This is a genomic window from Streptococcus mitis, from assembly GCF_003942695.1.
In the GTDB taxonomy this organism is placed as follows: domain Bacteria; phylum Bacillota; class Bacilli; order Lactobacillales; family Streptococcaceae; genus Streptococcus; species Streptococcus mitis_BD.
In genome coordinates this window covers 106,171-126,073 of record NZ_RJNU01000005.1, presented here as the reverse complement: position 1 = coordinate 126,073, position 19,903 = coordinate 106,171, and the positions used below count along the sequence as shown (strand labels likewise).

Annotated in this window: 23 protein-coding genes, 1 pseudogene and 1 other annotated feature; of the genes and pseudogenes, 1 reads left to right on the top strand and 23 read right to left on the bottom strand. The window is 42.5% G+C overall.

From position 1 onward, the window contains the following. Nucleotides 1-37: 37 nt before the first annotated feature. From D8852_RS05540 to D8852_RS05500, 10 genes and pseudogenes are all read right to left on the bottom strand, one after another. Nucleotides 38-418: a VOC family protein gene (locus D8852_RS05540; protein ID WP_000157143.1), complete on the bottom strand. Its 381-nt coding sequence runs from the start codon at nt 416-418 to the stop codon at nt 38-40. Between the two features lie 58 nt (nt 419-476). Next, nucleotides 477-836, bottom strand: coding sequence for a 50S ribosomal protein L20 (rplT, locus tag D8852_RS05535; protein WP_000124830.1), 360 nt, complete (start codon nt 834-836; stop codon nt 477-479). Nucleotides 837-887: 51 nt separating this feature from the next. Continuing rightward, nucleotides 888-1,088: a 50S ribosomal protein L35 gene (gene rpmI / locus D8852_RS05530; RefSeq protein WP_001125942.1), complete on the bottom strand. Its 201-nt coding sequence runs from the start codon at nt 1,086-1,088 to the stop codon at nt 888-890. 32 nt (nt 1,089-1,120) lie between these two features. Next, nucleotides 1,121-1,651 (bottom strand): translation initiation factor IF-3, encoded by a 531-nt coding sequence (gene infC, locus D8852_RS05525; protein WP_000848184.1) that lies wholly within the window; start codon nt 1,649-1,651, stop codon nt 1,121-1,123. 15 nt (nt 1,652-1,666) lie between these two features. Beyond that, nucleotides 1,667-1,798 (bottom strand) — a sequence feature (ribosomal protein L20 leader region). Nucleotides 1,799-1,955: 157 nt separating this feature from the next. Continuing rightward, entirely contained in the window at nt 1,956-3,140 is a 1,185-nt protein-coding gene (locus D8852_RS05520; protein WP_125425809.1) for a hypothetical protein, read from the bottom strand. Next, nucleotides 3,137-3,730 (bottom strand): ATP-binding cassette domain-containing protein, encoded by a 594-nt coding sequence (locus D8852_RS05515; protein WP_125399156.1) that lies wholly within the window; start codon nt 3,728-3,730, stop codon nt 3,137-3,139. The genes D8852_RS05520 and D8852_RS05515 overlap by 4 nt, the downstream gene beginning before the upstream one ends. A 404-nt stretch (nt 3,731-4,134) precedes the next feature. Beyond that, nucleotides 4,135-4,278: pseudogene (locus D8852_RS10260) on the bottom strand (metallo-beta-lactamase); the annotation flags it as partial. Further along, nucleotides 4,278-6,518 (bottom strand): DNA internalization-related competence protein ComEC/Rec2, encoded by a 2,241-nt coding sequence (locus tag D8852_RS05510; protein ID WP_125425811.1) that lies wholly within the window; start codon nt 6,516-6,518, stop codon nt 4,278-4,280. The pseudogene D8852_RS10260 and the gene D8852_RS05510, both read right to left, overlap by 1 nt. Beyond that, entirely contained in the window at nt 6,502-7,152 is a 651-nt protein-coding gene (locus D8852_RS05505) for a helix-hairpin-helix domain-containing protein (RefSeq protein ID WP_125425813.1), read from the bottom strand. Before D8852_RS05505 ends, D8852_RS05510 begins: the two co-directional genes overlap by 17 nt. Before the next feature lie 67 nt (nt 7,153-7,219). Continuing rightward, nucleotides 7,220-7,789: a GNAT family N-acetyltransferase gene (locus tag D8852_RS05500; protein WP_125425815.1), complete on the bottom strand. Its 570-nt coding sequence runs from the start codon at nt 7,787-7,789 to the stop codon at nt 7,220-7,222. A 176-nt stretch (nt 7,790-7,965) separates the two neighbouring features. Here D8852_RS05500 and ald point away from each other — a divergent pair, with 176 nt between their 5' ends. Beyond that, nucleotides 7,966-9,078 (top strand): alanine dehydrogenase, encoded by a 1,113-nt coding sequence (gene ald / locus D8852_RS05490; protein WP_125425817.1) that lies wholly within the window; start codon nt 7,966-7,968, stop codon nt 9,076-9,078. Between the two features lie 63 nt (nt 9,079-9,141). Here ald and D8852_RS05485 read toward each other — a convergent pair whose 3' ends face one another. The 13 genes from D8852_RS05485 to D8852_RS05425 all read right to left on the bottom strand — a co-directional run bounded on the left by D8852_RS05485 (nt 9,142) and on the right by D8852_RS05425 (nt 19,900). Then, on the bottom strand, nt 9,142-10,128 hold the full coding sequence (locus D8852_RS05485) for a PhoH family protein (RefSeq protein ID WP_125425819.1): 987 nt from the start codon (nt 10,126-10,128) through the stop codon (nt 9,142-9,144). 80 nt (nt 10,129-10,208) lie between these two features. After that, complete coding sequence (locus D8852_RS05480; protein ID WP_001232084.1) at nt 10,209-10,424, bottom strand: YozE family protein; 216 nt, start codon at nt 10,422-10,424, stop codon at nt 10,209-10,211. After that, entirely contained in the window at nt 10,421-11,026 is a 606-nt protein-coding gene (locus D8852_RS05475) for a GrpB family protein (protein ID WP_125425821.1), read from the bottom strand. Before D8852_RS05475 ends, D8852_RS05480 begins: the two co-directional genes overlap by 4 nt. An 11-nt stretch (nt 11,027-11,037) precedes the next feature. Continuing rightward, the gene (gene cvfB, locus D8852_RS05470; protein ID WP_125425823.1) at nt 11,038-11,892 is read right to left on the bottom strand and encodes an RNA-binding virulence regulatory protein CvfB; all 855 of its coding nucleotides are present in this window, start codon (nt 11,890-11,892) and stop codon (nt 11,038-11,040) included. Between the two features lie 59 nt (nt 11,893-11,951). Beyond that, the gene (gene frr / locus D8852_RS05465) at nt 11,952-12,509 is read right to left on the bottom strand and encodes a ribosome recycling factor (RefSeq protein ID WP_001262236.1); all 558 of its coding nucleotides are present in this window, start codon (nt 12,507-12,509) and stop codon (nt 11,952-11,954) included. A gap of 7 nt (nt 12,510-12,516) precedes the next feature. Continuing rightward, complete coding sequence (gene pyrH, locus D8852_RS05460) at nt 12,517-13,254, bottom strand: UMP kinase (protein ID WP_000002989.1); 738 nt, start codon at nt 13,252-13,254, stop codon at nt 12,517-12,519. A gap of 83 nt (nt 13,255-13,337) precedes the next feature. Continuing rightward, nucleotides 13,338-14,672, bottom strand: coding sequence for a methylenetetrahydrofolate--tRNA-(uracil(54)-C(5))-methyltransferase (FADH(2)-oxidizing) TrmFO (trmFO, locus tag D8852_RS05455; protein ID WP_125425825.1), 1,335 nt, complete (start codon nt 14,670-14,672; stop codon nt 13,338-13,340). A 292-nt stretch (nt 14,673-14,964) separates the two neighbouring features. Beyond that, on the bottom strand, nt 14,965-15,834 hold the full coding sequence (gene rsmI, locus D8852_RS05450; RefSeq protein ID WP_125425827.1) for a 16S rRNA (cytidine(1402)-2'-O)-methyltransferase: 870 nt from the start codon (nt 15,832-15,834) through the stop codon (nt 14,965-14,967). Between the two features lie 2 nt (nt 15,835-15,836). Beyond that, on the bottom strand, nt 15,837-16,154 hold the full coding sequence (yabA, locus tag D8852_RS05445; RefSeq protein WP_061453525.1) for a DNA replication initiation control protein YabA: 318 nt from the start codon (nt 16,152-16,154) through the stop codon (nt 15,837-15,839). A 36-nt stretch (nt 16,155-16,190) separates the two neighbouring features. Continuing rightward, the gene (locus D8852_RS05440; RefSeq protein WP_125425829.1) at nt 16,191-17,081 is read right to left on the bottom strand and encodes a DNA polymerase III subunit delta'; all 891 of its coding nucleotides are present in this window, start codon (nt 17,079-17,081) and stop codon (nt 16,191-16,193) included. Continuing rightward, complete coding sequence (gene tmk / locus D8852_RS05435) at nt 17,078-17,716, bottom strand: dTMP kinase (protein ID WP_125425831.1); 639 nt, start codon at nt 17,714-17,716, stop codon at nt 17,078-17,080. Before tmk ends, D8852_RS05440 begins: the two co-directional genes overlap by 4 nt. A 120-nt stretch (nt 17,717-17,836) precedes the next feature. After that, nucleotides 17,837-18,634: a pyrroline-5-carboxylate reductase gene (proC, locus tag D8852_RS05430; RefSeq protein ID WP_125425833.1), complete on the bottom strand. Its 798-nt coding sequence runs from the start codon at nt 18,632-18,634 to the stop codon at nt 17,837-17,839. A gap of 3 nt (nt 18,635-18,637) precedes the next feature. Beyond that, a complete protein-coding gene (locus tag D8852_RS05425) occupies nt 18,638-19,900 on the bottom strand; it encodes a glutamate-5-semialdehyde dehydrogenase (RefSeq protein WP_125425835.1) in 1,263 nt (420 codons plus the stop codon). Nucleotides 19,901-19,903: the final 3 nt, after the last annotated feature.

The window sequence follows — 19,903 nt, the reverse complement described above, 5'->3', positions numbered from 1 at the left end:
CAAGTAGAAAACGAACATTCTACTTGACCTCACTGGATTATTTTTCACGAATGACTTCGACCTTGTAGCCATCAGGATCCTTGACAAAGTAATAGTTTGGTGGGGTTCCAGGTAGGCCTTTTGGCTCTGTAACCTCATAGCCTTTCGCGCTATGTTCTTGGTGAAGTGCCTCAAGGTCAGGTGTACTGAGGGCGATATGGGCAAAGCCATCACCTACCACATAGGGACCGTGGTCATAGTTATAGGTCAATTCCAACTCGTAGTCATCACCCTCAAGTCCTAGATAGACAATGGTGAAGGCATAATCTGGGAAATCTTTGCGACGCAATTCTTTAAAACCAAAAGCATCTTGATAGAATGCGATTGATTTTTCAAGGTTTTCTACTCGCAAGCAAGTGTGTAGCATTTTTGAAGCCATAGCTTTCTCCTTTATTTCTAAAAAGACTGGGACAATCCTGTTCCAGTCTTAAAAGTAATTATTTACCAAGTTTTGCTTTAGCTGCATCTGCAAGAGCTGTGAAAGCTGCTGCATCATTAACAGCCAAGTCAGCAAGCATTTTACGGTTAACTTCGATTTCAGCCAATTTCAAACCATGCATCAATTGTGAGTATGAAAGTCCGTTCAAACGAGCTGCCGCATTGATACGAGTGATCCACAATTTACGGAAGTCACGTTTTTTCTGACGACGGTCACGGTATGCATAGTAGTAAGAGTTCATTACTTGTTCTTTTGCAGTACGGAACAAGATGTGTTTAGCTCCATAGTAACCTTTTGCTAATTTAAGAATACGTTTACGACGTTTGCGTGATACAACGCCACCTTTAACACGTGCCATGTTTTATTTCCTCCAAATATTTCCTAGAATTGTTTACTTACTATTAGGCTATTATTTCAAGCGAGTAAGCATTGCTTTGATACGTTTGAAATCTCCTGAATGCACCATAGATGCTTTACGAAGATGACGACGTTGTTTCTTAGTTTTTCCGTGGAAACGGTGAGAAGTGTAAGCACGGAAACGTTTAAGTCCACCAGAACCTGTACGTTTGAAACGTTTAGCTGATGCGCGGTGTGTTTTTTGTTTTGGCATGATTTTTTCTCCTTTATTTAACTTTCTGACAATTATTTTTTGTCAGTTGCTGGCGCCAACTGCATGAACATTTGGCGTCCATCCATCTTAGCTCGTTGTTCGATGATCGCAATATCTTGTGTTGCTTCAGCAAACTCGGCTAAAACTTTTGCACCAATCTCTTTATGGGTAATCATACGACCCTTAAAGCGAATAGATACCTTAACTTTATTTCCTTTTTCAAGGAATTTACGTGCATTGCGAAGTTTTGTGTCAAAGTCACCCTTGTCAATAGTTGGACTCAGACGAACTTCTTTCACAGTAACAACACTTTGTTTTTTACGTTGTTCTTTTTGCTTTTTCTGATACTCAAATTTGAACTTACCGTAGTCCATAATTTTAGCAACAGGCGGTTTGGCTTGGGGTTGAATCAATACTAAGTCAACATTTGCACTATCAGCCAATGCTTGCGCTTCGCTGAGTGGCTTGATGCCTAGCTGTTCTCCCTCAAGACCGATCAAGCGAACTTCACGTACACGAATTTCATCATTGATGAATAAGTCTTGCTTTGCTATGGTTTTCACCTCTTTTTTATTATTAGAGAAAAACAAGAGCGGACTCGTAATAATACAAGCCCGCACGTTATGATAGCGTTTCTTAGAAACTTTTCATCCGTAGGGCCAGGCAACTTGATGTCACAAGGCGAGAAGCTCTCACTTCTGCTTTTCTCAACTTTTATATGATACCAAGTTTTCTATCCCTTGTCAAGATAAAAAGTCATTTTTTCAAAAAACTTTCTGTTTTCTTCTTGATGTCTGCATCAGAAAGAGAGAACCTAGTTGGTTCCCTCCCTGTGTTAGTTTTTTCCTCACCTTCCATATAGGAATGCTAAGACTTATTAACAACTTCCTTTTTACGTGAACTTCCCCATCTTTCGATAAGTAAAATCCCCACTAACAAAAGGATAATCAGGCAAGGAAGTAAGACCATCCCCATGCTCCAATTTAGATTGATATTATCAATTTGCTTAGGTAATCTTCCAGATAAAATCTCTACTGAACGCAAGTAAGTAAAGGGGATCAGATGTGCAATACTCTGAAGAGGCTGGATCGTTTGGATACCAAACAATAAGCCAACAATCCCAATGAGTGAAAGAAAGAGGACAGGCATTTTTTGCTTGAAAAAGTAAGCAATCAAGTAGACGACTTCCACAATGACGATAAAGGCTAAGAAAGTTAAGAGCAAGCTAGGAAATAACACATCTTGTATCTTTCCAATAGTTACTTCTTGATTCGTTAAGCTATAGAACGGGTAGGGATAATCTAACTGTCCAAAACCACTTATCAGACTTCCTGCTAGAAAAGAAAAGCCACAGATTCCGATAAACAGCACGGTTACATAGCTCATCCCAACTCCAAGAGAGGACATGGCAAATGTCACTTTTGAAAAAGGATATAACTGAGCTGTATCAAGATTATTTTGATATCTTTCTGCAAACAGTTGTGTTAGCATAAAAATAATAGCAATCACAAACAAGCTTGGGATGATAGCCTCTAAAATCCAGACAATCTGATCAATCCCGTGGGTAGGAAACTCCAAAGTATGTGCTTTTATGTTCAAGGGATACAGGGCTTGGTAAATCTTCCGTTGGCGGTCAACCCCCATTTTTAATTCAGAGCTAGAAGTCGGGTCATTTGATACAAATTCATAATTCTTCTCTTCATCTTGCCACTGCAAATAGTAGGCTTCTTTCCAGCGCCCTTCTTTTAATAAAGTCAGAATTTCTTTCTTTCGCGTCAAAAGATTTTTTTGCAAGTCTAAATCACTTTTAGCAGTCTGGTATTCCTCCGAGCTGGTGTCAGACATTTGGGAGAGTTTCTCTTCATTTTCATTGATAGCTCTCTCGTTGGCTGCAATACGAGTTTCCAACCTGCTCTCCAAGCTGTGTGAGTTTGCAGTCTGACTATTTAAATAAAAGGTAACACCGAGTACAGATGCAAATAAAGCTAAGATAATCCAGTTTAAACGACTTTTGAAAACTTTCTTTAACAAAAATAGACTAATATCTTTCATAACGGAACCTCTTCTATCTGCCCCTGACGAATGGTTACCATGCTATCGCAAATCTCCACTAACTCCTCTTTGTAGTGGGAACTTAAAAGAACCAGCTGTTCTTTTCTATTGATTTGTGCCAATCTATCAAAAAACTTCTGTCGATAATACTCGTCTAAACCATTTGTTACCTCATCCATAAGCCAGCATTTCGCCTGACTGAGGAAATACATGGCAATCACCAAGCGTTGCTTCATCCCTAAGGAATACTTACGAATAGGAAGGCTGATATAGTCAGACATTTCCCAATAGGCGATTTCATCACTCAAGTTCAGGCCTGACTTCCAGATGTTCTTTATGAGACGAAGGTAGTCCATCCCACTTAAGTTTCCATCCAGCCATTCAACACTCTCATAATAAAACAAAGAAGGAGAGGCTGCGATATGTCCACTACTAAGGGGAAGCAGCTTGCTAATAGCTCGGAACAGTGTCGTCTTTCCCGAGCCATTGATAGCAAGAAGGCCATAAATCCTACCTTTTTTAAAGGTGAAATCCGCATCTTGCAAGATGACTTGTCGCGTTTTTAAGGTAACATGAGTAAGATTTAACATATCCAGCCCTCCTTTTTTTCACTCTTTAACGATTAATAGTTTCCTGCCTAGTAGTTAATGACCTCATAACGAACATAATATCAATCGGACCAACTTTTTAGTCATTATAGAGTAATAAGCAGACCATCTTGGAATGTTTACATATTTACGTCCGTGGTAATTCATACTAAACTTCCAAGCGGTATTCCAATCATACCAATAACTTTTAGTAACTGTCACAGCAGATACACTGGACTGAAAAAGGCAATAGATGATAGACTGGCTAATGAAACAACTTTTGCTGATTTTTCATGTTTACATTGCATTTATATCTTTACTATTGGAAGCACTTTCATTATATCGTTTTTCTCGGTATTCTGCAACAGATTTTTAATTTATTTCACTAATATATAACATTTTTCTTCCTAACGAACGCTTTCAATTCGCCAACTATTCCATCCTTTAAAGCGAATAGCTCCGTCCTGGTCAGTTCGGTAAATCTTACTCTTGATGGTTTCTAGTCGAGTCAAGGTTTCCTGATGGGGGAATTTCGCACGATTGTTTCTTCCTAACGAACGCTATCGATTTGCCAACGATTCCATCCTTTAAAGCGGATAGCCCCTTGCTGATCGGTTCGGTAAATCTTACTCTTGATTGCTTCTAGTCGAGTCAAGGTTTCCTGATGGGGGAGTTTCGCACGATTGTTCTTTCCAACTGAGATGAGAGAAATCTCTGGGTTGAGTTTTTCTAGAAAAGCTGGATTTGATGAGGTTTTAGAACCATGTTGACCGACTTTCAAGACATCCACCTCTAAGTCAGGATATTGCTTTAAAAGATCCTTCTCTCCCTTCTCTTTCAAGTTTCCACTGAAGAGAAAGTGCTTATCCAAGAGTTTTCCATAAAGAACCAGGGAACCATCACGATCCCCATCTCCAATCTGCCTTGGAGATAGGACTTCTAACTGACTTCCAAAAATTGGCAAGTTCTCCCCTGCTGTCACACTGCGCACCTTGGTTTGGCTTGCTTCTAGTTCTGCTACAAATTCCTTCTGTGTCAGACTTCCTTTTGATACTAAAATTTCCCCGACATGGAAAGCCTTGGTCACCTCAAGCAAATCACCAACATGTTCTTTGTCTGTGTTGGTCAAAATCAACTGGTCAATCTTGGCTACCCCACGACTTTTAAGATAGGGAATCAAGGTTCGCTGGGCATTGCTGGTCGTCGCCTTTTCTTGCCATTTTTCGATTTTCTTATCAGACTCTGCCTTGCCTCCCACGTCTATGAGAATGGTTTTACCTGTTACATCCCGTAGGAAAAGACTTTCCCCTTGCCCAACATCCAGCATGGTGATTTCATTTTCCAGCGGGTGTTTGGTTAAGAAAAAGAGCCCCACGATAAAGAGACCAAATCCTGCTAGCCTTTTGATGTTTTTCCTCATGTCATAGACCAAGGCTAATGAAACTAAGAGAAGAATCAAAAGCCATGCGGTGGGTTGACCAAAGACTAAAGGCCTGCTTGCCAGCTGCGATACCAAGCGAATGATATTCTCCAACCACTCAAAGACAAAGTTAAACTGAGTGACTGGGTAAACAAAAGACAGAATAAATAAGATGGACAAAAGCGGTAAGAATACCACATCAAACAGAAAGGAAAAGACAAAGGTCAAAAGGATAGACCAAGGCTGAAATTCTGCAAAATAAAAGGATAGAATGGGTAATATTCCCAAGGAAATAACCAGACTTTCTCTGGCAACAGCCTTGAGTCCCTCCCCTTCTTTGCTGGTCATGGTCAAGATAAAAGCATAAGCGCAGGACAAGACCCCTCCTGCAGTTAGGAAAAAGTTGGGCATGATGATAAAAAGGACAAGGACTGTTAAGGCAAAATTGTCCAAGCCCTTAACACCATGTTGAGCTAGTAACTTTTGCAAGAGACTGCGAATGACCGAGGCTGAAAATCCTGTCAGACCTGCATAGATAAGGGAAAAGGGATAGGTCAGCCACTTCAACTTTTCTTGAGTCAAGCCCAATCGCAAGAGGAGTTTCTTAAAGGCATCCATGAAAAAGCCCACCTGCATACCCGACAAGGCAAAGAGATGGATAATTCCTAGACTAGAATAAAGTTCATTCATCTCCTCAAAGTCCGTATCCAGATGTCCTAACAGAAGACCTGTCATATAGTTGCGCATAGGGTCTGGAAAGTGCGTCTTGATCCAAACAATAGCCTTTCGACGTAAACTTGATAAATTTTCACCTATATCCCAACTGCTAACCTGTTTAACTGACTGAATTCTCTTGATAGTCAGTGTCTGGTAAATCCCTTGAGTTTTCAGATAGACTTGGTAGTCAAAGCCACCAAAATTTCTCTGACCTTCTGGCTCGGAAAGTTTTCCTTCTAGTTCAATCTCATGAAGGTCTGTTAAGGCCTGAAAGTACTCTTTCTCCTCCTCGGACTGGAGTTTATAGTAAACTTGGAAGGTACGGCCGTCAGCCTTACCCCGAAAGGACAGACTATCTCCATTGACCTTAATAGTGTCAGGCAAAATCCGAACCCTTTCAACAGAATCCACTAGGTTTTGACTAGCTTGTGTCTGTTGCCAAGTTTGAAACAGAAACCAAAATCCAAAAACTCCACAAATCGCTAGAACTTTTCCAGCAGATTTCCATGGAAATTGAAAAAAGAGGCAGACGAGCAAAAAAACAAAACCTAGCAGTGCGAGATAGGACGCTCCAAAAATAGCATAGTAAAGCCAGAGTAACAGAAAGCTCAGATAGATTAGGGGGATAGGGAAACTCTTAGTCCACTGTAACATAATCTTTTAGCTTTTCTATGGTCTTTGCTCCAATGCCAGAGACTTTCTTTAATTCATCTACCGACTTGAATTTGCCATTTGCCTCACGATGGTCGATAATATCCTGGGCTCGTTTTCCTCCCAGGCCTTTGACCTGCTTGAGTTCTTCCAGACTAGCTTTATTGAGGTTGACCTTCTTTTCTTTACTTGTTGAAGGAGTCGTTCCAGAGGCAGACTGCTGACTAGCTGCTTCTTCTCCCTTACTCGGGACGTATACCAGAGCCTCGTCACTGACTTTCTGAGCAAGATTGAGCGACTTGCTATCTGCCTCCTCTGTCAAGCCACCTGCCTTCTGAACAGCATCATGAACCCGACTACCTACTGGTAAATCATAAATTCCTGGCGATTTAACAGCACCTTTGACATCCACTGTGATTAGATCTTGTTCAACCGACTCCTCCTTTGCCTCCTTTTTTACTTCTTTTTCAGCCGATGAATCCTTTGAAACAGCGGCAACTTCAGCCTGCAAATTCGTTTCTGTGACAGGTGTTTGCGACGTTGGTTTTAGTAGGAAAAATCCGCCTAAGGCCAAACCTAAACCTGCACAGATGACAATGATTTTATACTCTTTGATTTTCTCGATAATTGCTTCCATATTTTCTCCTCTCTTAGATTATTCGCAAGAGAAAGAAAAAAACAGTCGAAAATTTCTTTTCAACTGCTTATTTATTTGCAAAATAGTCTTCCTTGGTCAATACATAATGAACTCTTGTAACGATTCGGCCTTCTTCATGCTGGTCCATACAAGCATATGGTTCTGCATGTGAAAAACGCATACCTGATTTCTCCATGACCTTTCCTGATGCGGGATTGTCTTTATCGTGAAGAGCAGTCAACTTGTTCATTCCAATCTTCTCAAAAGCCAGCTCAATCACGGCACGATTGGCTTCTGTCGTCAATCCTTGATTCCAATATTTTTTATTGATAATGTAACCAATGGCTGCCTTCTTAAGAACAGTATCGATCTTGTGCAAGTCAATGGTACCAATAAACTGACCATTGCTTTTTAGTTCGATTCCCCACCGTCCCAAGGGACTAGCCAAGTAAAACTGAGCAATGTTGTTCTTAGTTTCTTCTAAGCTTTGATTTGTTGGAAAAGTGTAGCGTGTATTTTCACTGTCTGAAGCATACTCAAACATGGCTTCTGCATCGTCCAAGGTTACAGGTCGGAGCAATAAACGCTTCGTTTCTATAGATGGATACTGGGCAAATTTCACAAATATTGATTCCATGCTTTTTCCTCCATTAGAGCTTGATTCTCACTAGTCTAGCATAAATAAATTTGGATGACAAGTTTTTCTTGATTTTTGAAGCGGTTTCATATACAATAAAACCATCACATTTTTCATTTATGAACTGGAATGTGACAACTAAAACAATACCGTCAATTGAAAGGTAGGTTATCTCTATGTTAATCGGAATCCCAAAAGAAATTAAGAACAATGAAAACCGTGTTGCCCTCACACCTTCTGGTGTTTATAGCTTAGTTAGCCGTGGTCACCGCGTCCTCATCGAAACAAATGCTGGTCTTGGTTCAGGCTTTACTGATGCGGACTATCAAAAGCAAGGTGCTGAGATTGTCGCTACTGCTGGCGAAGCTTGGGCAGCTGAGTTAGTCGTGAAAGTAAAAGAACCTTTAAGTTCTGAATATGGGTACTTGCGCGACGACCTGCTCCTCTTCACCTACTTGCACATGGCCGCTGCGCCAGAATTAGCAGATGCTATGTTAGCAGCCAAAACAACAGGAATTGCCTATGAAACTGTTCGTGACAATCAAGGACAACTACCGCTCCTCGTTCCTATGAGTGAGGTTGCAGGTCGTATGGCTGTTCAAATCGGAGCTCATTTCCTTACCAAGCAAGCTGGTGGTTCTGGTGTCCTACTTGGTGGGGTACCGGGTGTTCCAAAAGGAAAAGTAACCATCATCGGTGGCGGTGTCGTTGGTACACATGCTGCCCGCATCGCCTTGGGGCTTGGTGCTCAAGTGACCATTCTTGATATCAGTGCCAAACGTCTCTCAGTCCTAGAAGAGGTCTTTGGTAACCAAATCCAAACTCTTATGTCCAATTCATTTAACATTGAAGCAAGTGTGAGAGATGCTGATGTGGTGATTGGAGCCGTTCTCATCCCTGGTGCTAAAGCTCCGAAATTGGTGACAGACGAGATGGTCAAACAAATGCGTCCAGGCTCTGTCATCGTTGACGTTGCTGTTGACCAAGGTGGTGTTATCGAAACAGCTGACCGTGTGACCACGCATGATGAACCAGTCTATGAAAAACACGGTGTTCTCCACTATGCCGTTGCCAATATCCCTGGTGCGGTTGCCCGTACTTCGACCATTGCCCTGACCAATGTCACCCTTCCTTATATCGAAGCATTGGCTGACAAAGGATTCGCACAAGCAATTGCTGAAGATGAGGGCTTGCGTCAAGGTGTGACCACTTATCAAGGTTACTTAACTAGCCTCCCAGTTGCCGCAGGGCTAGATAAGGATTACACTTCGATTGATGAACTTGTCTAAAGCCATTAACTAATTAACACAGATACGATAAAGAGCAGTTCAAATTGAACTGCTCTTTTTTTGCTATTCTGTCTCTTCCTTCTTTTCTTCATTTTTAACTGGAGCTGGTTCATAGGCTCGGATAATCTGAGCGACAACTGGATGGCGAACCACATCCTTAGCTGAAAAATGAACAAAGTCGATTTGGTGAATATTCTTGAGCTTTTCTTGGGCATCAATCAAACCGGACTTGACATTTCGTGGCAGGTCAATCTGACTAATATCTCCATTGACAATCATCTTAGAATTAAAACCTAAACGAGTCAAGAACATCTTCATCTGCATGATGGTCGTATTTTGCGCCTCATCGAGAATAACAAAGGCATCATCCAAGGTCCGACCACGCATGTAGGCAAGGGGCGCGATTTCGATAATCTCACGCTCCATGAGACGGGTCGTTTGATCTTTTCCGAGAATCTGATACAAGGCATCGTAAACAGGTCGAAGGTAAGGATCGACCTTCTCCTTGAGATCACCCGGAAGAAAACCTAGACTCTCACCTGCTTCCACTGCTGGTCGAGTGAGGATAATCCGCTTGACTTGCCCACGTTTAAGGGCAGTCACTGCCAAGGTCACTGCAAGAAAGGTCTTCCCTGTCCCTGCAGGTCCGATTCCAAAGGTCACATCATGCTGTTTGACACTATCCACATAAAGCTTTTGACCCAAAGTTTTGACACGGATCGGTTTCCCAGTATTGTCCTTGATAATTTCTTCTTCGTAAAGGGCGACAAACTTGTCGATTTCATCGTTTTTGACCATGCTAATCGCAGTGACCACATCTGGTGTGCCAACCGTCATTCCTCGATTCACCAAGACCATCAAAGCCTGGATAACCTGACGGGCTTCCTCACAGGCAGTCTCTTCTCCCAAAACCTGGACAATCTCCGTACGGGCATGAATCACCACATCGAGCTCTTCTTCCATTAAACGAAGATGGCGCTCATTGGATCCAAAAAGATGAAACAGGTCATCTGGATGACTCAGTTGAATGTCTATTGAATGTTCCTTCAAATAAAGAACCTCTCTAATCCGTTTATTTCTTTTTATTATAGCAAAGAGAACAATAAAATACTAGCCTCATCTCATTGTCTCTAGTGTTCTAAGTATTCTTGCCAGATGGCATCAAAATCTCCTAGGTTAAAAGAGAAACTGGCATGCTCCTCCAAAAAGCGACTCACCTCATCAAAATCATCCGTGTGTTTTGGGAAGGCTGACTCCTCAAAAGCGAGGTCTGCCAAAATGGCTTTGGGACTATTACTTTTAGGATTGCGCTCAGTCATGAGCCAAGTGTAAAATGATTTTCTCAATTCTTTCTCCTATCAAGAGTTTTTTGATGACACTTTTCTGATTCTTGAAAATTACTGGACTTAGCCTCTGAAACGTAGTGGTTTATAAAATCTGTTTTCGCATCTGTATAGGCATCACGATTGTGTTCAAATTTTTTCCACAAACTTAGTTTTAATTCCTGATACGCTTGGGCAATATCTGGATGCTGGCAGAGATAATCTCTAAAATAAATCTCGTTATGATCTCCCGTCATTCGCAAATGTAGATGAAAAACTTTCTCAGCAAATCCCTGCTCTGTATAGCCTTTATTTAGTGAAATCCTGTTAGGACTTTCCGACATCACTAGCCACCCATTCTTCACCAATAAATCCCTAACTCTTGCTAAATCCTCTATTCTACCTACTTCTAATAGAATATCAACGATATTCTTGGCCCAAATATTAGGGATAGCAGTGCTACCGATATGTTCTATTCTTTTAATAACATTTGCACCCAATATTTTTTTCAAATTTGTTTTTTCCAATTCATACCAGTCTCCCCACTCTGATTTGTGCTCTACTAGAAAAATAGGAAAAAGTTGCCAGAGTTCCTCTAAACTCATTTCTTCAAGTTTCTTTATCATGTCTATAAGGCTTAAATCAACTCTGTACCAAACTGGTCTTGCTTGATTTTGCCAGCCTTCATCAAGCCACCGAGAGCTTTCTTGAACTGACCTTTAGAAATACCAAAGGTTGCTTTGATGTCATCAGGAGATGACTTATCATTTAAGGTCATGAAACCGCCATTGCTTTCCAAGTAGGTCAAAATCATCTGGGCATCATTTTCCAACATTTCAAAGGAACGTGGTTTGAGCGAGAGATTAAGAGTACGGTCCACTTCACGGAAACCAATGACCCGCGCATCTAACACTTGTCCCAAACGTGGCTCTGCGTAGCGCTCGCTAGGATGGATAAAACCAAGCATGTTATTCTCTGGTAGATAGACAAAGGTCCCTGATAGCTTGAGACGATAAACAATGGCTGGCCAGTTTTGGTTCTGCATGTTGTTGTAGGCAGGACGAGCCAGACGTTGGAAATCTTCTTGATAAGCCAAGAGTCCCCAGATTCGGTCTTTCTTGTCCACCTCAAGACGGATGTAGAGTTTATCACCTTTCTTAGGCCAGAGTTCCTTGAGCTCAGGAAGGATATCGAGTGACACAACGATTTCCTTATCAGGTAGACCGGTATCGACAAAAACACCCAAGTCCTTACGAACTTCTGTTACCGTTCCCCAGCCAAATTGTTCCTGAGTGGCAGTCACTTCTAGAGTGGTCAAGCGGAGTTTCTGCTTCATATCGGTATAGGCAAAACCTTTGACTGTATCCCCTACTGTGTGTTGGCCTTCTTCCTTAGCAAGAGCATAAGTTTGACCATCCTTTTGCACAAAGTAAAAACGGTCATTTTCATCGATGATGAGTCCAACGATAAAACTTGCAAGATTTGTATTCATATTTCCTTCTTTCGAATAAAACTCAGCCAGCAATGCCAACTGAGTTTTTCTGTTTAATTTTAGACTTCCAAGAGTTCTTTTTCTTTGTTGGCAGTCATGTCGTCGATGTGTTTGACAGCATCGTCTGTTACTTTTTGAATATCTTTTTCAAGAGTCTTCAGTTCGTCTTCAGTGATTTCTTTTGCTTTTTCTTGTTTTTTAGCTTCATCCATAGCATCACGACGGATATTGCGGACAGCCACTTTAGCATTTTCACCGACCTTCTTCACTTCTTTGGCAAGGTCACGACGAGTTTCTTCTGTAAGAGCTGGGATAACCAAGCGGATCACAGAACCGTCATTAGCTGGTGTAATACCAAGATCAGAAGCGTTCAAGGCACGTTCGATGTCTTTCAATGAAGACTTGTCAAATGGTGTTACCAACAAGACACGCGCTTCTGGAATAGTAATTGAAGCGATTTGGTTAAGAGGAGTTTCAACTCCATAGTATTCTACGTGGATACGGTCTAGCAAGCTTGCGTTGGCACGACCGGCACGGATACCTCCAAATTCACGAGCAAGTGATTGGTGAGACTGGGTCATTCTCTCTTTAGCTTTTTCTACAATTGCGTTAGCCATAATTTTCTTATTCCTTTTCTTCGATATTGTTTGAAACTGTTGTTCCGATATTTTCACCAAATACGACACGTTTGATGTTGCCTGGTTGGTTCATGTTAAAGACAACCAAGTCAATGTCGTTGTCCATAGAGAGGGTTGAAGCTGTTGAATCCATGATACGAAGACCTTTGTTGATAACGTCACGGTGGGTCAATTCTTCAAATTTAACAGCTGTCTTGTCTTTCTTAGGATCGGCATTGTAAACACCATCTACGCCATTTTTAGCCATAAGAATGGCATCCGCTTCGATTTCAGCTGCACGAAGGGCTGCTGTTGTATCTGTTGAGAAGTAAGGTGAACCAATTCCAGCACCAAAGATAACAATACGGCCTTTTTCAAGGTGACGAAGGGCACGTCCACGTACATAAGGTTCTGCCACTTGTTGCATGGCAATGGCTGTTTGTACACGCGTATCGACACCAACTTGTTGCAATGAATCTGCCATCACAAGAGCATTCATCACGGTCCCAAGCATTCCAGTGTAATCGGCCTGAACGCGGTCCATTCCTGCTTCTGCAGCAGGTTCTCCGCGCCAGAGATTTCCTCCACCAATAACAAGGGCAATTTCGATACCTAAGCTATGAACTTCTTGAATCTCTTTTGCAATTTTTTGAACTGTTTGGATATCAATCCCTACGCCACGTTCACCTGCAAGAGCCTCACCTGATAACTTGATTAAAATACGTTTATACTTGGGGTTAGCCATTTTTACTCTCCTTTTTTTATCCTACCTATTTTATCACAATTTCTTAGATTTTTATAGTACCATGAGCAATTCTTTCAAAAAAATTAGACCGTTAAAAATTCCTCTAAGTCAGAAAGAGCGCGCTCTGCAATTTTTTCATAACGAGCCTTCTTATCACGGATACGCTCGCCTTCTAACTCCTTGATGATCCCGAAATTGACGTTCATTGGTTGGAAATGTTTGCTGTCAGCATGGGTGATGTAATGAGCCAGACTGCCAATCGCTGTTGTCTCTGGGAAGATAGCCTCACTTTCACCCTTGAAGAGTCGAGCCGCGTTAATACCTGCAAGCAAGCCTGAAGCTGCTGACTCAACATAGCCTTCCACACCCGTCATTTGACCAGCAAAGAAGAGGTTGGGCTGTTTCTTAGAACGGTAAGTCTGCTCAAGAAGATTAGGTGAATCCATGTAAGAATTGCGGTGCATGACTCCATAACGGACAAACTCAGCATTTTCAAGACCTGGAATCATTTGGAAGACACGCTTTTGTTCTCCCCATTTGAGGTGGGTTTGGAAACCAACGATATTGTAGAGGCTACCAGCCGCATTGTCCTGACGAAGTTGGACAACAGCGTACGGTGTTTTGAATTCGCCATCACGAGGCCCCGTATAGTCGTCTGGGTACTCCAGACCAACTGGTTTCATCGGTCCATAGAGCATGGTTTTAATGCCACGCTTGGCCATGACTTCGATAGGCATACATCCTTCAAAGTACTTTTCTTTTTCAAAAGAATTCAGCGGAGCTTCCTCCGCATTGACCAAGGCTTCATGGAAATCCATAAATTCTTGTTTAGTCATTGGCGCATTGAGGTAGGCCGCCTCTCCCTTATCATAACGAGACTTGAGATAAACCTTGCTCATATCGATGGTGTTGACGTCGATAATAGGCGCCGCCGCGTCGTAGAAATAGAAACCATCGCCGTCATTAAGGGCATGAATCTTTTCAGCTAGGGCATCGCTGGTTAAAGGACCAGTAGCGACAACTGTAATAACATCAGTTGGCAATTCTGTAATTTCATCACGAATCACTTCAATCAAGGGATGATTGGCCACTTTTTTGGTCACCATCTGGGAGAAACCATCTCGATCCACCGCAAGGGCACCGCCTGCAGGAACACGTGTAGCTTCTGCTGATTCCAAGATAACAGAACCCAAACGACGCATTTCTTCCTTGAGAAGCCCAACAGCATTTGTCAGAGCATCTCCACGCAAGGAATTGGAACAAACCAACTCTGCAAAATTGTCTGTTTTGTGCTGGGGCGTTGACTTGATGCCTCGCATTTCATAGAGTTTAACTGGAATACCACGCTCTGCGATTTGGTAGGCTGCTTCAGAACCAGCCAATCCCGCTCCGATAACATTGATATAAGATTGAGACACGACACTAATACCTCTTTGGGAGTGTGAAGACAAGATTCACATTGAAAAAGCAAACTGAACTTACGAGATTTCGAGTTTCTAGGCTCAGACTGAAAAAGTCGACAGGACTTTTTCACTCCCACAAATCTTTCTAATTTTTTCTTTTACTAGTATAACAAAAAAAGGGAAGAAGGCAAACTTCCCTATTTATACTCAATGAAAATCAAAGAGCAAACTAGGAAACTAGCCGCAGGCTGTACTTGAGTACGGCAAGGCGACGTTAACGCGGTTTGGATTTGATTTTCGAAGAGTATTAGTCATTTTCTTCCCAGTCGTGGTAAGCAGCGTAGAGCTGGCTTTTGTTCCACTGGTAGAGTTTCGCAACTTCTTTAATAGCTTGGTTTTTCTTCATGCCTTGCTGAATGCGGGCTTGGATTTCTAAGAACAAGTCCTCCTCGTCCTTTTCTTCCACATCTTGACTGGCACCTTCAACGATGAGAAGGCATTCGCCCTTGAGTGGCGTTTCAGCGATGCTTTCCAGCAATTCAGAAATCTTTCCTCGTTGGTATTCTTCATAGATTTTGGTCAATTCTCTAACCAAGACTATCAAGCGGTCACCGTAAACTGCTAGCATATTTTCTAGCGTATCTGCCACACGATGGGGCGATTCATAGAAAATCTGAGTTTCAGGATAATCTTTTTTCAAGTCGAAAAATTGTTTTTGCTGGCCTGATTTTCTCGGTAAGAAACCGTAAAAGATATGTGGCTGTGGTGCTAGGCCACTGGCAATTAAGGCAGAAATCCCTGCAGAAGCACCTGGAACTGTCACTACTGCAATATCTTCCTCAATAGCTGCCTTGACCAAATCATGACCAGGATCCGAGATACTAGGCAGACCCGCATCGGATACCTGAGCAATACTTTGCCCTGCTTTCAAGAAACCAATCAAATCAGGAATTTTTTCCTTGGCATTGTGCTCGTGAAAACTGATCTGCTTGGTGGAAATGTCAAAATGCTTGAGCAAAAGTCCTGTATTGCGCGTGTCCTCAGCTGCAATCCAGTCCACTTCTTTCAAGGTCTGAATGGCACGAAAGGTCATATCGTCTAGATTTCCAATCGGCGTTGCCACTAGGTAAAGCTTGCCATAGGGAGATTGTCCCTTAAAACTTTTTTGAATCTGCATGCTTACTCCCTATATAACAACTCATCACAGAACATACATTCCTCGTCCTGCTCTCGGCGCTGTCCATAAAAATCATTACATACGTGAAACCCGTCTTTATAGATTCGGCGGACACTTTCACGAACATGCTTGGCCTTAACGGGTGTATCTGCTTCCACCTCGCCTAAGCGTTCGCGCAACTTACTATTTTCCAAGCGAAGAGCTGTATTTTCCTCTACTAGGCTCTTGAGATTTTTCTTGATGGCTTCCACATCGGCCAAGGTCATTAGTAACTGTTGGGAAAAATCGTCTAGTGCATCAAATAATTCTTTTTTGTCCATAAACCAGCCCTTTCCTTTCTTTATTCTTCATTGAGTTTATATTTCCTTCAAAACCAGGTATTCCATGGCATTTTGAAAGCTGACATTGGCTTGCCACATTTTTCTAGCTTCTAGCAAATCTTGCAGAACCACTCTTATTCTTGCTTGGAGAAGATCCTGTCCACAGAGCACTTCGAGAATTCGCAAGACCTGATCTTGTTTTTCCTTGTCATCTGCCACACTGGCTAATTTAGCAACCTGAAGATAACTCTCTTTTTTCTTGGCTAATAACCATGTCAGTAAGCGTTCACTCTCATCTACCAAGGTCCAAAAACTTGCCTGATTTGCCAATTTCTCGGCTTCAGCTCGCGATTGACTAAACTGGGCTAAGAAGGTCGCTTTTTTCTTGACCAGACCTGCTTGCTCTAATTGATGAATGAGTTTTTCTTCTTGTTTCTTAAAGTGGAAAATTTGGGTCCGACTTCTGATAGTTGGTAAAATCTTTTCCTCATCTCTGGTCAAGAAGAAAATGTAAACTTCACTCTGGGGTTCTTCGATGACCTTGAGCAGAGAATTGGCTGCGTTGGGATGCATTTTCTCCGCCTGCTCGATAATAAAAACCTGTTGTTGACTTTCAATCCCTGCTTGAGAAAACTGTCCCACCAATTCCCGAATGCGTTCTGTCTTGATGACCTGATTGACTGGCTTGATTAAAGTAACATCGGGAAATTCTTCCTGTTCAATCAGCTTGCAGTTTCGGCAATTCTCACATGGTAAAACGCCTACTTTATCCGTACAAAAAAGACTCTTAGCCAAAAACTGCGCCATTTCCAAGCTTCCAAAGAAACCTGAAAAGAGATAGGCATGATTGAGCTGGTTTTGTTCTAGGATACGGACAAAGCGGTCAAACTGGTCTGGCTGCCAAGCTTTTAGTTGTTCTTGTTTCATTTAGCCAAGCCCATTCTGTCAAATAAGACAGCCTTGGTTGTTTCCACAACTTGCTCCAAAGGAAGACTCGCATCAATCTTGACCATGCGATTTCCTTCTTTGTCCAGAAGAGAAAGGTAGCCTTTACGAACTTTTTTGTGCAAGTCTAAGCCTTCCATGTCCAAACGATTGACCTCGCGGTCACTATTAGCAGCAATGCGAGCCAGCCCTTCTTCCACCTCAATGTCAAAATAAAGTGTCAAATCGGGTTTGAGGCCATCTGTCGCAAAGTGATTGAGCCAATCAATGGCATCAATATCCAAGCCACGACCAAATCCTTGATAAGCAACGGAACTATCAATGAAGCGGTCCATAATGACCAACTTGCCAGCTTCAAGTGCAGGCAGAACTTTTTCCACCAAATGCTGTCTGCGACTGGCGATATAGAGAAGGAGTTCCGTTTTAGGATCCATCTGAGTATGACTTGGATCCAAAATCACTTGACGAATCTTCTCCCCAATCAAGACTCCACCTGGCTCACGGGTCGTCAACACTTCTACTCCTTTTTCCTCTAAAATTGGTAGCAGAGCCTCTAAAATACTGGTCTTTCCTGCTCCCTCTGGTCCCTCAAGAGAGACTAAAAATCCTTTTGACATGTCTAACTCATTTCTTTTTTACTACTTCTATTCTATCAAAAAAATAGGTTTTTGTGACAATCTTTTTTGTGTCTTCTCCATTCAATCGACCATAAAAGAGGCTGGGAGTCATCCAACCTCTTATTTACCTAATTCTTGTGTTCGTTTGTAGGCTTGCTGAACTGCATCCATGACTGTACCTCTAAAGGCATGTTCTTCCAGACTTGCTACACCCGCGATAGTCGAACCTCCTGGGCTGCAAACTTGGTCTTTCAATACTCCAGGATGTTGTTGACTTTCGAGGACCATTTGTCCAGCGCCGACTACTGTTTGGGCTGCCATTTTCAAGGCCATTTCTCGGGGCAATCCTGTCTGCACACCCGCATCTGCTAAAGACTCAATAAAAAGGTAGACAAAGGCTGGTCCACAGCCTGCAAGACCTGTCGCAGCATCGATTAAGCCATCCTCCAGCTCAATCAAGAGACCAGCCTTGGCTAAAAGCTGACAAAAGAGCTCACTGTCCTCAGCACGACAATTTGCTGACATGGCATAACTAATCACTCCTTGGCCGATAGCCACTGGAGTATTGGGCATGATGCGAATAATCCGGTGTTGACTTGGCAGAAGACTCGCTAGTTTTTCCAAGGTCAATCCAGCCGCCATGGAAATCAAAAGAAGACTTTCTCTCTTTTCAAGGATGGTCTGATATTGAGCAAGCAGTTCAGAAAACTGAGCAGGCTTAACTCCTAGAAAAATCACATCTGCTTCTGCAAAAATTTCCTCATTGCTGGAAGCCTGACCGCCGAAATTAGTGATGAAAGCATCTACTTTTGCTTGACTACGATTGGCAAGGAGAATCTGTTCACCCGTCTTGGCCTGCAAGACAGCCTTGGCCAAGCTAGAACCCATATTCCCCAAACCGATAAATCCAATCTTCATCTCTTACTCCCTTATCTGTCCGTCACCAGTAACCACATACTTGTAGCTAGTCAACTCTTTCAAGCCCATTGGACCACGCGCATGCAGTTTCTGAGTAGAAATCCCCATCTCACATCCAAGACCAAATTGCCCACCATCAGTGAAACGAGTCGAAGCATTGACATAAACCGCTGCTGAATCCACTTGATCTGTAAAGTAGGCTGCAGCTTCAGCATTTTCTGTCACAATGGCATCCGAATGATGGGTACTGTGGGCTTCAATATGCGCAACTGCTTCTTCTAAACTGCTCACGACCTTAACAGCTAGGACATAGTCTAAAAACTCGGTGTCAAAATCCTGAGCCTCAGCTGCTCGACCTGAAAGAAACTGACTTGCTTGGCTATCTAGACGGAATTGAATTGGTTCCTGTCCAGCTTCCTTACGCTCTGCAACCAGAACTTGTTCCAAGCGAGGAAGGAAGCTTGCTGCCTTGTCTTCATGAACCAGCAAGACCTCCATAGCATTACAGACAGAAGGACGGCTGGTTTTAGCATTTTTGATGATAGACAGAGCCTTGTCTTCGTCTGCATCCTTATCAACATAGACATGGACAATACCAGTCCCTGTCTCAATAACTGGCACAATAGCATTTTCGACTACGGCATTAATCAACCCAGCGCCTCCACGAGGAATGAGAAGATCTAGATAGCCCTTGGCCTTCATCATGGCATAGCTACTTTCACGGCTAGTATCTTCCACTAGTTGAATCACGTCTGGATGAATGGTAGTCGTCTCCAAGCCCTTCTTCAAGGCTGTGACAATAGCATGAGCTGTTTGGTAGGCGCCCTTACCACTACGAAGAACGACCGCATTGCCACTCTTGAGAGCTAAAGCAGCCGCATCAGACGTCACATTTGGACGACTTTCATAGATAATCCCAATAACCCCCATGGCCACACGCTTCTTAGTAATAACCAAGCCATTTTCAAGCTGACTTGTTTCTAGGACTTCACCAATAGGATCTGGTAAAGCAACCACTTCACGAATCCCTCTTGCCATCGCTTCTATACGTCCCGCATCCAAATAAAGACGGTCTAGCATAACATTTGAGATTTCACCTTTGGCCGCTGCCATATCCAGAGCATTGGCCTCTAGAATCTCCTCAGTAGCTGCCAACAAATGATCAGCCATGGCTAGCAAGGCTTGGTTTTTCACTGCTTCACTGGCAGTATTGATTGATTTCTTAACAGCCTGTACCTGTTCGAATTGTTCTTGTGTACTTACCATCGT